This is a genomic window from Sutcliffiella sp. NPDC057660 (assembly GCF_042800035.1).
GTDB lineage: Bacteria > Bacillota > Bacilli > Bacillales > Bacillaceae_I > Sutcliffiella_A.
This window is the reverse complement of sequence record NZ_JBHVHV010000020.1, coordinates 78,640-92,738: the sequence shown is the minus strand read 5'-3', so window position 1 is coordinate 92,738 and position 14,099 is coordinate 78,640. Positions and strand designations below refer to the sequence as shown.

At 35.5% G+C, this 14,099-nt stretch carries 13 protein-coding genes and 1 pseudogene; 7 read left to right on the top strand and 7 right to left on the bottom strand.

What is annotated here, in order from left to right; genetic code table 11:
* Window positions 1-578: 578 nt before the first annotated feature.
* A complete protein-coding gene (locus tag ACFVAD_RS20705) occupies window positions 579-1,001 on the bottom strand; it encodes an Lrp/AsnC family transcriptional regulator (protein WP_386644634.1) in 423 nt (140 codons plus the stop codon).
* Window positions 1,002-1,246: 245 nt separating this feature from the next.
* Between ACFVAD_RS20705 and ACFVAD_RS20700 the strand changes: the two genes are divergently transcribed.
* From ACFVAD_RS20700 to ACFVAD_RS20680, 5 genes are all read left to right on the top strand, one after another.
* Entirely contained in the window at window positions 1,247-1,693 is a 447-nt protein-coding gene (locus tag ACFVAD_RS20700) for a GNAT family N-acetyltransferase (RefSeq protein WP_386644631.1), read from the top strand.
* A 263-nt stretch (window positions 1,694-1,956) separates the two neighbouring features.
* Window positions 1,957-3,120: a hypothetical protein gene (locus ACFVAD_RS20695; RefSeq protein ID WP_386644628.1), complete on the top strand. Its 1,164-nt coding sequence runs from the start codon at window positions 1,957-1,959 to the stop codon at window positions 3,118-3,120.
* Window positions 3,121-4,059: 939 nt separating this feature from the next.
* The gene (gene ltrA / locus ACFVAD_RS20690; protein ID WP_483887614.1) at window positions 4,060-5,877 is read left to right on the top strand and encodes a group II intron reverse transcriptase/maturase; all 1,818 of its coding nucleotides are present in this window, start codon (window positions 4,060-4,062) and stop codon (window positions 5,875-5,877) included.
* 490 nt (window positions 5,878-6,367) lie between these two features.
* The gene (locus ACFVAD_RS20685; protein WP_386644639.1) at window positions 6,368-7,102 is read left to right on the top strand and encodes an urease accessory protein UreH domain-containing protein; all 735 of its coding nucleotides are present in this window, start codon (window positions 6,368-6,370) and stop codon (window positions 7,100-7,102) included.
* Between the two features lie 409 nt (window positions 7,103-7,511).
* Entirely contained in the window at window positions 7,512-8,429 is a 918-nt protein-coding gene (locus tag ACFVAD_RS20680; protein ID WP_386644625.1) for a cation diffusion facilitator family transporter, read from the top strand.
* A gap of 62 nt (window positions 8,430-8,491) precedes the next feature.
* On the opposite strand, the gene ACFVAD_RS20675 is transcribed toward ACFVAD_RS20680, so the two are convergent.
* Together ACFVAD_RS20675 and ACFVAD_RS20670 are read right to left on the bottom strand one after the other, a co-directional pair.
* Window positions 8,492-8,797, bottom strand: a complete 306-nt coding sequence (locus tag ACFVAD_RS20675; RefSeq protein WP_386644622.1) for an ArsR/SmtB family transcription factor — start codon at window positions 8,795-8,797, stop codon at window positions 8,492-8,494.
* 108 nt (window positions 8,798-8,905) lie between these two features.
* Window positions 8,906-9,952, bottom strand: coding sequence for a flavin-containing monooxygenase (locus tag ACFVAD_RS20670; RefSeq protein ID WP_386644619.1), 1,047 nt, complete (start codon window positions 9,950-9,952; stop codon window positions 8,906-8,908).
* Window positions 9,953-10,173: 221 nt separating this feature from the next.
* Here ACFVAD_RS20670 and ACFVAD_RS20665 point away from each other — a divergent pair.
* Window positions 10,174-10,732 (top strand): annotated as a pseudogene (locus ACFVAD_RS20665) (SCO family protein).
* 55 nt (window positions 10,733-10,787) lie between these two features.
* Here ACFVAD_RS20665 and ACFVAD_RS20660 read toward each other — a convergent pair.
* From ACFVAD_RS20660 to ACFVAD_RS20645, 4 genes are read right to left on the bottom strand one after another with little or no spacing between them, the layout of a single operon-like run.
* Complete coding sequence (locus tag ACFVAD_RS20660) at window positions 10,788-11,225, bottom strand: disulfide oxidoreductase (RefSeq protein ID WP_386644616.1); 438 nt, start codon at window positions 11,223-11,225, stop codon at window positions 10,788-10,790.
* Window positions 11,225-11,905, bottom strand: a complete 681-nt coding sequence (locus ACFVAD_RS20655) for a DsbA family protein (RefSeq protein ID WP_386644615.1) — start codon at window positions 11,903-11,905, stop codon at window positions 11,225-11,227. Before ACFVAD_RS20655 ends, ACFVAD_RS20660 begins: the two co-directional genes overlap by 1 nt.
* A gap of 17 nt (window positions 11,906-11,922) precedes the next feature.
* The gene (locus tag ACFVAD_RS20650) at window positions 11,923-13,014 is read right to left on the bottom strand and encodes a copper resistance D family protein (RefSeq protein WP_386644612.1); all 1,092 of its coding nucleotides are present in this window, start codon (window positions 13,012-13,014) and stop codon (window positions 11,923-11,925) included.
* Window positions 13,015-13,017: 3 nt separating this feature from the next.
* Window positions 13,018-13,533, bottom strand: a complete 516-nt coding sequence (locus ACFVAD_RS20645; RefSeq protein ID WP_386644609.1) for a copper resistance CopC family protein — start codon at window positions 13,531-13,533, stop codon at window positions 13,018-13,020.
* Window positions 13,534-13,696: 163 nt separating this feature from the next.
* Here ACFVAD_RS20645 and ACFVAD_RS20640 point away from each other — a divergent pair, with 163 nt between their 5' ends.
* Complete coding sequence (locus ACFVAD_RS20640; protein WP_386644606.1) at window positions 13,697-14,080, top strand: ArsR/SmtB family transcription factor; 384 nt, start codon at window positions 13,697-13,699, stop codon at window positions 14,078-14,080.
* Window positions 14,081-14,099 lie beyond the last annotated feature (19 nt).

Here is a 14,099-nt window from a genome sequence, read left to right as displayed (position 1 = left end):
CGGAAGTAACAAGGAACTTATAATTTAGTACATATCAGTAGATGGAACGCGGAATGATGGGAAACTATCACGTTCCGTGTGGAGCAGGGGAAAAGATGGAGATGACTTCAAATGCTTACCTATTGCTAACTTTCCTGGAATAAGCGCCTATTTTTCATTCTAGGGCCATATTGTTGAACATGACTTTTAAAGAAAAATTGGTAAGAAGGAAGAAATTGTGAAGAACTACCATGAAAATAAATTTACTCTAGACTAGAAAAAAGACAATTATTAAGAAGACCCTGCTCTATCATCAAAAAAAGAGGAGGGCTGACTGGATTAAGGACAGTATCAGTATTGACAGGTCCTAACCATTTTCATTCTTTGTGGTGCAGTTCTACTGCATGGAAGGTTAGCAGGGGCATTTCTTTAATATTGGTATAAGCATGTTCTGTCCATTGGTCGAAAGAGTTTCCGAATAGATCTATTTGGATGCCTTTGTCTACCCAAAACAACAACACGTTTAAAAAGGGTTATAATCTAAAAGAAAAAATTAAGAAATAAATTAAGCTCAAATATAATTATTTTCAAGAACACCTTTAGTAAATTGGTTTATATTCCACAACAGAAGATAATTTTATTAAGGTTGACGGTTCTCCGAAGGGTAAAGTAGCATCAATAAATTCTTCAAGTATTTTCACTGATTCCGTTACTACCTTTACTAAATAACTAAACTGACCTGCTAATCGATAGCATTCTACTACTACCGGTTGTTCTTTGCAAAAATCTCTGAATTTTTTTCCTTGTTTTGTATCGAATAAAATAAATGCTGTTACATTTTTATTGAGTTTTTCTGGATCAATGATAGCCCTATAACCTTTTATAACTTCTTTATCCTCAAGTTTTTTTACTCTTTCGTTTGTTGCGGGAGTTGAAAGTCCTATCCTCTTACCTAATTCTGTCATAGATATTCGAGCATTTTCTTGAAGTTGAATAAGAATGCTTTGATCAATTTCGTCCAAGAAAGTTTCCTCCTCATTAAAAATTTAAGTATATGTATAGTATTAAAGTTAAAATTATGTAATTTTTTTAAAAAACCTTAAAATGGTTATGTATTCAGAATAATATACCATATAAAATTGTAATTAATAAATAGTTTAAAATGAAATGGGGGGCAATGGGCGGCAGAATAGTTTTATTAAGGGAAATGTTAAAAGTGGAGAATGATAAAGTTATATAATTTTAGCTCATGGGGAGAGGAATTCAAATGGAAATATATCAAGCTACTATTGAAGATTTAGAAGGAGTATCAAATTTATTTAATATGTATCGTATGTTTTATCATCAAACATCAGATTTAGAAGGTGCTAAGACTTACATAAAAGATCGTTTAGAAAGTAAGGATTCTGTTATTTTTGTTGTTAAAGATAAACAAGAGTATGTAGGATTTACTCAGCTTTATCCCACATTTTCATCAATATCCATGAAAAGAGCATGGGTATTAAACGACTTGTATGTAGATGAAGAAGCCAGAAAACGAGGAATAGGAGAAATGCTCTTACATAAGACGGGAAATTTTGCTATTGAAACAGGTGCTAAAAGTATTAGTTTGGAAACAGCATCAGAAAATTACGCTGCTCAAAGATTATATGAAAAAAATGGATACAAAAAGGACTCTAAATTTTATCATTATTATTTAGATTTAGTTGAATAGCCTTTAAATGCTTATTCAACTCTCGGGTGAGTACAATTCATGAATTTGGGATTGAGACTTATCTTAGTTAATCCATTAAAGGGCGCTTATCCGTAATAAGGTAAGTGTTTTTTTACGGAAAAAAAGATTGAGTTGAACGTCTGATTTTAATTGGTATTAAATAATAGGGAGTTTAGTGGAAGAAAGGAGTTTTGTATATTAAGAACGAATCAATAATATAACATTTTTTTAAGGATTTATTAATGATAAAGGAGTTAAATACATTGAGTATTAATATAGATTCTGAACTAATATCAATATTTCGTGATGAGGTAAACACAAGGTCTTTTAATGAAAAATTCAAAAATGTTAATGGGAAAAATCATTGGAATATAATCTGTTCTGCTATGGATTGGATTACACTAGCTGCTGATGGATTACCTTCAATTAATGTAGAACCCAAAGGTTTTGGATATAACCATTTAGATACCTTAAATTTAATGCAATATATTATTACGATAGATGTTATGGTGGATTCAATTAATCAATTATTTAGAGTTATAGAAGGAATAAAAAAGGATAAAGACCTTCCATTAGCAAATGACCGAACAATTTTCAAGCAAACTAAAGTAAGTGATTATAATTATTTTAAGCACATTCGGGCTGTATTTAGTACACATCCTGTAAATCTAACAAGCGTAGATGGTGTACCTAACAATGATGGAGAAAGATTTTATGCAAGTTGGGTAGCTAAAAATAGCTTGGACGGTGATTATTATGTATTTCTGTATAGCAATAATCCCGACAAAGACGAACTAATACCGTTTGATATCAAGATAAGGGATTTAAATTTATATACGGAAAAGAGATATAAGCTTTTAGCTATATTAATCGAGAAGGTTAAAACAATAAAGGATGAACACATAAACCTATATAAACAATCACCAATCCCCACCTTAACAACCCCTATTGAGCAGCTAGAAGTTTTGTACGAAGAAAATAAAAAGCGATTTGGTAATAGTTATGGTTATGCCGAGGAAATTAATCATATTTATCTCCAATTAAAAATCAGTACCACTTCAATAACTGATTCTTATTTTCAAGACATTATTAATGAATATAAATTGTATCTAACTTCTTTAATACCAATTATACTGGATGGTTTACAATATATGAAAAAGGTTCGATATCTATTATTAATGTGTTGGCGGGGATATGAATTTGAAAAAATATATCAATATTTCAATGATGGAGTTCATCCATTGGGAATAGAATATTTAAAAGAACTTGCCAAAGTAGAACCATTTTCAACAACTCTTTCTACAATCGAAGATGTTGATTTATGTCGATTAATTTTAGATGCTTACTTACATAAAGAATATAAAGAAGTAGGTAAATCTATCTCATATGCAGAAATTTTAAAACCAACAAAGGGCAATGTTAACTAAAAATAAAAATAAGAAGTCAGATAAAGTTGTTTGACTTTTTTATATAACTAAATATCTGTTTACTTTAAAATACGACTGGGTGCTTATATTCAATAAGGCCATTAAATGATCTTTAACAATCGGGCCCGATCCAGGAACAAAAGTATCAGCGCTCATTTACATTTTAGGGCCAGATTGTTGGTGCGAAATGTTCCTGATTAAAATGAAATGTGGTCACACAATTTCGGTAAAGGTCAGGCAGTTTTAGAATTCTAAAACTGAAGGGTTATGTCGAGGAGTCGAATGAGGAGGTAACGCTCCAAAAGGTTCCCCCTGCGTCGAATAGCACGCTGTTTAGTAAGAAGAAGTGTGTTATAAGCTCGGCTAATAGGCATGAGAATTTACCGTAACAGTAAGGCTGACGAAAGCCTACTCGATGGGGTGGTGTAAATCATGGTGCTTGGGTTGAACAGATATGGTGAGAATGCGACGAAATAAAATAAGAAAGTATATTGCTGACGAACTTCTGAATGTACGGGTCTAGACTGGCATTATATAGAAATGTATTTACTACTAAATGTAGGGTTAGCTTTGGATGAGTAAGAATCAACAATATAAAAATCCATCTTGTGTTATAGGCACATGCGATGCTAACAGGCTCATAGGAAGCACCTAAGTTTGTTCCATAATAGACATAATTCAACGTTGTAAGCTGATAACGTGGAGAGCTTACTCTCTATGAAGCGTTGAAAAGGAAACTAGTCGTGAGATTAGCGACTATATAACTTTTCTTTATATCAGTGAAAGTAGTGGCACAGTACCATTGAAGCGTGTAATGAACGTTGAGGGATAGCCACAAGACTAATAAAAGATTCATCCAGCCATGCAAGGCAGTTCTTCAACGATTAATAAGGTTCTTGTAAGACTAATAGAGGTTCAGCTCCTAAAGGAGTCACCAACTTGTTAAAACGAAAGAAACTGAGACACAATGAGTATTATGATATGCAGTATTATTTTGATTCTTTATATGCTCAAAGTGCTAATGGTCAGAATTTTTATGGATTACTAGACTTAATGCAATCCGATGAAAATATACGGTTAGCTTATCGGAATATTAAACGAAACACTGGCAGTAAAACTGCTGGAGATGACGGATTAACGATTGAAGATATAAACCGATTATCTGTATCTGAGGTTGTATCGACGATACAAAGAATGTTTGAATACTATACACCCCAAGCCGTCCGGAGAGTATTCATTCCTAAGGCAAATGGAAAAACTCGACCTTTAGGGATTCCGACTATCTGGGATAGATTGTTCCAACAGTGTATCTTGCAAGTACTTGAGCCGATTTGTGAAGCGAAATTCTATAAACATAGTTATGGTTTTAGGCCAAATCGCAATACACATCATGCGAAAGCTAGGTTTGAAACGCTCATTAATCGCGCATGCCTATATCACTGTGTTGACGTTGATATAAAAGGATTTTTTGACAATGTAAATCATGCCAAATTAATAAAACAAATGTGGTCTTTAGGCATTCGAGATAAGGCATTGCTTTCCATTATTTCACGTCTTTTAAAGGCTGAAATTATTGGGGAAGGTTTCCCAAAGAAAGGTACACCCCAAGGGGGGATCTTATCACCACTTTTATCTAATATCGTATTAAATGAACTAGACTGGTGGGTTAGTAAGCAATGGGAAAGCTTTGAAACACATAAGTTATATAAATCAAATCTTGGCAGATATAATGCGTTGAAACAATCTAATTTAAAACATTGCTACATCGTGAGATATGCAGATGACTTTAAAATTCTTTGTCGCACTCGTTCACAAGCAATTAAAATGTATTATGCAGTGAATGATTTTCTTCATACAAGGCTTCGCCTTGAAATTAGCGAACAAAAATCAAAGGTGGTCAACCTAAAGAAAAACTCATCAGAGTTTTTAGGTTTTCGTTTTAAAGCCCATCTGAAAAAGACAAAGAAAAGGACTCTTTATGTCGCTCGCTCACACATGACAAAGAATGCGCTCAAAAATGCACAGATAAAAGTAAAACAAACAATCAAAGAGATTCAGAAACACCAATCGGTTGAGAATGTTTGGCGCTTTAATACAGTTATAATGGGAATCCAAAATTATTATTCAGCAGCTTCACACATCACTGATGATTTAACTGAGCTGAACTATCGTCTTCATAAAGCATTGTTTAATCGTTTAAAAGAATTGAGAAAAGAAGCTACGTTTCAGGACTTTCCAAAATCCTTACAGAAACGGTACAAGGGATATGAGTGTAAGCTCTTCAAAATAAAAGAAATGGTACTTATCCCAATTCATGCCCAACGTTGTAAGATAAATCTGAACTTCTCTCAAACTATTTGTAACTACACTACCGTAGGTAGGGACAAAATTCATCAAAACTTGCGAGCAATCAATAAACAAACGCTTACTCGTGTGATGAAACAGTTCATACCGAGCCGTTCCATCGAATACAACGATAACCGGATTAGTAGATTTATTGCACAATATGGGAAATGTGCTGTTACAGGGGTTGAATTAGGACTGGATGAATGGCATTGTCACCATAAGACACCGTACCATCTCACCAAAGATGATTCATACGGAAACTTAATGATATTGCATAAATCTGTCCATCTCCTTATACATTTGAGAGATTTAGAGAAAATACAAGTGCTTTTAAACTCACTCAAGTTAAATGAAAAGCAACTTACAGAAGTCAATAAATTGCGTAAGCAATGTCTGAACGAAGCTATCTGATTCTCCTTTGCATAATCATAAAAATCTTGAATGAATTGGATTAGTTGGAACGCCGTATGCTGGGAAACTCGCCTGTACGGTGTGAAGTGGGGGAAAAGCCGGAGATAACGTCAAAGGCTTACCTATCACTATAATAACTTATTTATGAAATTATGGAAATTCAAGATAATTGTTATTAAGTTTAAGGGGGGAATTTGAAAAAATATATTTCTTAGCGCAGGTATATTTTTTTTGTATCCTAGCGTTTTTAATTTATGTAGATATATATTTTTAAAAGTGTAACTTTTAGACCTTACATTCTATCAATGGTACCAGAAAAAATAAAGAGAGAAGAGGATATAATGGATTGCTGTAGGAGTTAGAGGTTATAGGGGAAATGGAATGGTCGGGAAGGTAATAGTTGCAAAATAATGAATAAGTGAGTTCTTTCATGAAATCTGCACATATTTATCTTACAATTAGGTAAAAAAGAATGAAATGATGTGGTTTTATTTACGAAATTATTAACGGGATTACCAACTCCCTTACAGTTCCCCTATCAAACGTTGCAAGTTCATTTAAAGAGGTTACCCTTTTATACGCCTTTTTGTTAGGTTTTGTGGGATCGATGGTTCCTTGCCAATTGACTGGGAATATTGGTGCACTAACCCTTTTCGGAAAAAAGTCGCTTGTTAAACAAGTTGCTTGGGGGGAGGTCGTATTATTCACTTTAGGTAAAATTGTGGCCTTTACAACCCTTGGCCTTCTAATTTGGTTATTTGGTCGAGAAATTCAGTCCTCACTGACCCTTTATTTTCCATGGATACGGAAATTGACTGGACCGCTGTTGATTGTGGTAGGGCTATTTTTATTAGGATATTTAAAAATGAATTGGTACCTCCCTATACTCAATATTGCTGCTGAAAATATTAAGTCAAGAAAATTGGGATCTTTCTTGTTGGGCTTCAGTTTTTCCTTAGGATTTTGTCCGACCATGTTCGTCCTATTTTTTTTAAGCCTAATGCCGGTTGCATTAACAGAATCATATGGCATGGTTCTTCCTTCCGTATTTGCGATAGGAACTACGGTGCCAATATTCATATTTATGTTTCTGATATGGTTTTTCGAAGCTGGTGGCATGGTGATGAAGAAAGGAAGACGAGTGGGAAGTACTATCCAAAAAGTTGCAGGTGCCTTTTTAGTTGTTTTAGGGTTATTGGATACTTTAACTTATTGGACTATTTAATAATTGAGTGTAGGTGCTTTTACCAGCACTTTCACCACTGACAAGCTTTTATTCATACTATAAGTATTTTTCATGTGGAAATTCTAAGCAATTATTATAGACTCTATAAACATTGATTTAATAAGAAAATGACGTATGAATTTACATACGTCATTTTGTGTGTCATTTATTAAGAAAGTACCTAAAAATGAAATCCTTTCTTTTTTACTTCCTTACACGAATTCATTCTTTCTTACTGGAACAGGTTGTCCAGAAAACAGGCATACTTCTTTATATTGATGGGAATTATTTTAAGTATTACTTTTCATATTGATGTGGAAAAATATTGAAAAACGTATTGATATTAACAAATAAATTTGCAATAATGTATATATGAACATATACACATATTAAGAAAGGATGATTCTTGATGGGAGCTCATCATAGCCACAGCCATGACCATGGACATCATCATCATGGCAGTAAGAATAAAAAAGCTCTGAAACTTTCGTTCATCATTATTGCCACCTATATGATCGTGGAAGTGATTGGGGGAATACTGACCAACAGTTTGGCCTTATTATCCGATGCAGGACACATGCTAAGTGATGCTGTTGCCTTAGGGTTAAGTTATTTGGCGTTAACATTTGGAGAAAAGCAGGCAACACTTTCGAAAACATTTGGATATAAACGGTTCGAAATCCTTGCTGCTTTCATAAATGGTGTTACATTAATAGGCATTTCCGTTTATATATTCTGGGAGGCCTACAAAAGAATCCAAAGCCCTCCTGAAGTGTTTAGTGGCGGGATGCTAATTATCTCCGTGATAGGATTACTTGTGAATATTATAGCTGCATATATTCTAATGAGTGGGGATAAGGACGAAAACTTGAATGTCAGGAGTGCTTTCCTACATGTATTGGGAGATCTTCTTGGATCGGTGGGGGCTATAACGGCGGCTTTACTCATCATGTTTTTTGGATGGAATTTGGCTGACCCGATTGCAAGCGTAATAGTAGCAGTCCTAATAATAATTAGTGGTTATCGCGTTACAAAAGATTCCTTCCACATTCTGATGGAGGGGGCACCAAGCAATATAAATGTGAAGGAGATTAAAGAGTCGTTGCTCCAGATTAAGGGAGTTAGAGATGTGCACGACCTGCACGTTTGGTCCATCACATCCGAATTCCCTGCATTAAGTTGTCACATCGTTATCGATAGGGACGTGAATCAGCAGGATATCTTAAAAACAGCACAAACACTTTTACACCGTAATTATCATCTTGAGCACACTACCATTCAAATTGACTTGAATGAAGAGAATTGTGAAGGGGATCTTTGCAACTGATTTATAAAAAATAAACGCTCGTATTGGGAGCGTTTATTTTTTATGGAGTTACACACCCCAAATTAACTATGTTTGGTATGTTGTATGGTCTGCTGCAATATGTCAATGACATGTTGATCATCATGCGAGTAATAAATAGTTGTTCCTTCTCTGCGGAATTTCACCAATCGCAGACTCTTCAGTAAGCGGAGTTGGTGTGATACTGTGGACTGCAAGAGGCCTAAGTTCTCTGCGATATCGTTAACCGAAAACTCTCCATTAAAAAGCAGGTGAAGGATTCTCAGCCTTGTAGGGTCCGATAGTGCCTTGAATGTCTGAGAAACCACGTTCAATGTTTCTGAATCTAATTCGATGTTGCTCTTATTCATAACATAAACTCCTTCAAGTTAATACCTTTATTATATATGATTGTACTGGGAAATACATAGAATCGGAAATTATTGTTATGTAATGAAAGATGAGAATAAATTGAAGGATTAGTTATTTTCTAATATTTTTTGATGAATAAAACGGGCATCACTTCCAACACCAAGTAACAAAGCGGAACCGCGGTGGGACTGCCAAGGCATTCCTAGGAAGAATAGTCCCTTAACACTTGTAATTCCCCTTTCATGTAACGGCTTCTCTTTTTCTTGGATAATGTTAGGCATATCAATCCAGGAAAAATCCGGGGTATATCCTGTAGCCCATATAATATTATCTGGATTAAGGGTAGTTTGATCAGCAAAGAGAATGGTTTGGTTAGTTGCCTCCACGCTTCTTTTCTTGATAGTGATTTTCCCTTCTGCAACTGCATCAGTTAACTCTGTACCAAAAATGACATCGCCTCTTTTTCGAAAGGCTTTTCCAAATAGAGTATTTTTATCTGCTCGAAGAATTTTGGTTCGATCTAGCCACCAGAAGATGCTTTTATTCGCAATGGTTAAGGGTAAGTGAGTTAGACTTTTACTTACAGAAAGGTATGTGTCATAGCCTTGGTTTGCAATTTCTATTGCAATTTGTGCACCTGAATTTCCTCCACCCACTACCAACACAGAACCTGGTGTCAATTGGGATGGGTTACGATATTCAGAGGAATGCATCTGGTTTATGGTAGTGGATAGTGTTTCAGCAATGGAAGGAATACTAGGAGTATGGAAAGGCCCAGTGCATACTATAACGTTTCTTGCCCTAAGTGTAGAAGCATTTGTCTCCACAACAAAAAAATCCATTTCTTTCGTTAGTTTTTTCACTTGAGTGTTTAACTGGATTGGAAGCTGGTAGTGGGCAGCATAACTCTCTAAATACATGGCAATTTCCTCTTTTGTAGGAAATTGGCTGGGACATCCTTCTACTCCCATGCCGGGTAAAGAGCTGTACGACTTTGGGGTAAATAGCACGAGGGAATCGTATCTTTTTCTCCAGGATTCCCCGATTCGAGAATGTTCATCCAGGAGTAAAAAGGATAGCGAAGTCTTCTTTAAATAGTACCCCATGGATAAGCCTGCTTGGCCAGCTCCAATTACTAAAGCATCATAAATCATAATAAAGACCACCTTTATATATGCATATATACTCATATTTTAATATTTATAAAGACTGCGAGCAATGAATTTTTGAATATATTTCGCTATTCAAGAAATTTCTATGAACAAAGTTTAGGTAATCTTTCTTTCTTCTTCGGAGCATGATACGATTCCGTTGTTGTTACTTATTTTACAGTAAAGGATGAAACAGATTGCGAAACAAATATACTTTTTTAGGAATGCTTAGCGTCCTTTTATTAATTCTTTCTTCTTGTGGTTTTGGTAGTGAAAAGATTCCGGATCAGACAAATTGGAAACTAGAGAAGTTCTCCGCTGTCAATCAGGACGAAAAAGAGTACAGTTTAGAAGACATAAAAGGGAATGTTACTATTGCATCTTTTATTTTTACAAGCTGCACGACAGTTTGTTCCGATGACAGCAAATATGTCTAAACTGCAAAAGAAAACAGAAGAAGAGGGCTTGGATGTTCAATATCTCTCGTTTTCAGTAGATCCTGAGGTTGATACTCCAGAAGTGCTGAAAGAGTTTGGCAGCCGTTTTGATATCAATTATGCGAATTGGAATTTTGTTACGGGCTATACACAACAAGAAATAGAAGCGTTTGGACAGAAGAATTTTAAAACAATTGTAGCCAAGCCAAACGGGGGAGGAGAAGTTGTACATGGTACGAGCTTCTATCTTATTAACCAGGATGGAATAATTATCAAGAGTTATGACGGTTTAGATGTGCCTTTCGAGGAAGTCATCGAGCATGTAAAGATTGTGAATGAGAAATAGTTAATTTAAGAAAGACACTTGCGAGGATGCTGCAAGTGTCTTTCTTAGTCTTCCTTTATTTTTGTTTCCTTTGTTTCATACTCAATAAAGTGAGTAAAAGAATAATTAATGAAAAGGCAGTTAATGCAAGGAATGGTATCGTAACGAATCCAAACCAATTAATATATTGTGCATTACAGGGAACGCCATTGACACACGGTTTAATCTCCGCAAATCCAGGAACCTTTTGAATTAAATAGTGATACAGCGAAATGCACCAACCTATTACGGCCATCGGCAGAGCAAATTTCTTGCCGGAGCTATCATTCTGGAAGGTTGAAATCCCAAGGATAAGGGCCATTGGATACATCAGAATCCGCTGGTACCAGCATAATTCACATGGTATAAATCCTCGTATTTCACTGAAATACAGGCTTCCTAGCGTAGCGACAGTGGCAACTACCCAAGCCAAATATAGATAGATCTGGCCAGATGCCTCTTTTACCTTTTTCATTATTCATCACCTTCAAGCTCAGACTCAATTAACGATTGGATTTTATCATAGTCAAATGGGTCAGCCAAAACTTTATCATTCACCATGATGGTTGGAGTCTGACTGATTTTAAACTCTTCGGTAAGATCATTATCATGAGTTACAGCATCAATAATTTCCTGGCTTTTCAGATCAGTTTTAAATTGTTCCATATCAATGCCAGGTAGTTCACTAGCCACTTCCATCACCTTATCTGTTGTAATCCATAATCCGTCGTGATTTGCTGAAGGCTGTGCATCGAAAAGCTTTTTATGAAACTCCCAATATTCATCCGGGTTCTGTTTTCTAATTGCTTCAGCAGCAGCAGCTCCTAATGCGGACTCTTCGCCATGAAAAAGAACATTAATATAAGCGAATTTAACTTTTCCGGAATCTACATAATCCTTGATAAGTTGAGGGTAAATATTTTTCCCCCATGCTTTGCAGGCAGGACATTTAAAGTCCCCGAACTCTACAATCGTTACTGGTGCATCCTCTTGGCCAATAACGGGTTGCCCTTCAATGGATGGGGTGTTTTCCAAGGATTTTTCTTCATTGTCATTATCTTGGTTTGTTATGATTACAAGAGCCGCAATAACCCCAATGATAAGTAGCGTTACGATAACCATTAACTTGAATGGTGATTTATTATTTTTGGACATGTTATTCACTCCTTTTCCTACTGAATACTAACTAAAATGGTAAGATAACTGGAAATAATTAAGAAAACTCCTAGTATAAACGTCAGTAATGGACCAGCTTTTTTTATGAATGAGTATATCATCAAGACGAAAAAAGTCGTCGCACAAATTAACAACAATACACTTGTTAAGGACATTTCTAAACCTAGTATCATGTTCTCCGTGTACTTACCTTGATAAAAATAAGTAAACAATGTTGAAACTGTATCCTTTGTAATATCTGTTTCGTGGGGTGGAGATTGTTGTCCTAATGCGGCAGTTGCAGCAAAAATAAAGCCGATGATGATTCCTTCCGCTTTTGTCCATGGTCTTGGATCAAAAGCTGATTGTTTTCTTAAGGTATTTTTTATAAAAATGCCATTAATAAAAGCGTAAGCTAACAATGGTAAGACCAAGATGTGCTTTAAAAGTAGGGTTTGTCCATATGTCAGCATCCAGGAGTTCGTATAGAACTCGTAATCTATTACAAAGTTCATTAGATAAAGCCCAGAGAGAATCGTCACACTTAAACAAAGGATAGATAATGGTGTGTACCATTTTAAGAATGAAAGCCAGTTAGCATAATTAGTGGACTTCCAGCCTACAACAAACAATATGCCTACCCAAACCGTTACAGCTGTAAAATGGGTGGAGTGGGTGAGAAAACCAGTTATGGGGTCATAGGAACTGGCATGACTTGCATAACCCAGAGCAAGTATCAATACAAGGGTAAAAGCAATTCCTATAAAAGCAAAAAGTGCACGCTTTCGAATATCGAACCACACAATAAAGATAAAGAGAAAGGTAGCTATAAAATAAGTGATGACCCAGGCTTTCCCTACTTCAAAAGTAAATAGAACACTCTGTAAGGTGTTCCATATTCCAATATCTTTATAGAGATAGAGAACCAGAATTGCCAATGGGGTAAAAGATAGAATCGCAATCCCACCAGTAGCAAGTAGCATGACGTTCCTTGGAACGTAAATAGATGGACGGTATCGTTCAGGCACCGCATAAAGAATGAAACTTCCCATTAGGATCGAGAAGCACAAATAAAGAATGGTTTCACTTATTACTCCTAAGAAGAACATTGATTATTTTTTCCTCCTCAAGAACCACCAGAGGCTAACAAGTATCGTAATCGAGAATATACCCACGATAGATGGGATGATATAGGAAGGCAAAGTATTATGCTCAATCCCTTCAATATTGCGATCCACTTCTTCAGAATGATTATCTTCCTGTTGGTCAGTTACTGTTTTGTCACTACTTACAGAAAAAGTAACCTCTCCTTCAATCGGATGTCCGTCAGCTCCAATTATTTTCCAAAGTACTTGATAGTCGCCAGCTTCCAATGGCTGACTCAGTATCCCCTTCATTTGCTGCCCGCTAATTTCCACTTCTACAGGAACTTCTGTTTCTTTTGGATCGAGGACTGTCAATGTGCTATTCGCTTCTACTTTTGTTTCAAAATTAAGGATGACCTCTTCCAACTCATCACTTACTGTGTCTCCTTGAACAGGATCGGAACTTTCCAGACCTGTATGAGCTGAAACTTGATTAAAGGAAAAAATCGATAAGATGATCGTCAGGATAATTGCTTTGTTCATAAGGGTGCCTCCAATATTATTCTTTATCGGATTCATTCTAACAAAGTAAGAACATTTATTCAAAAGGGTATTTGAATAAAGTTTTGACAATATTAAAAACATGGCATAACATAATCATAGAACTAATAATCAAATGAACGTTTGAATAGGAGTGAGGAAACACATGTTAGAAAAATTGATTCAAACTGCTGAAAAGGACACTTGTGAAACTTTTTGCTTTGATGAACCAAAGGTTAATACCCTAAAAAATAGAGTAGAAGAAGTAAACGGAGTGGAGTTGATTTTTAAAGCACTCTCCGATTCCACCAGAATAAAGATTGCTTATGCTTTAACTTTGGAGAAAGAATTGTGTGTTTGTGATGTGGCGAATATCATTGGATCTTCCACTGCCACTGCGTCCCATCATCTGAGATTGTTAAGGAGTATGAACCTGGCGAAGTATCGTAAAGAAGGAAAATTAGTGTTTTATTCATTGGCTGATGATCATATTCACCAATTAGTATCTATTGCATTAATACATTCCAAAGAAGAAGTGGTCAAGGAATAGAGAGTATTCCATACTTAGA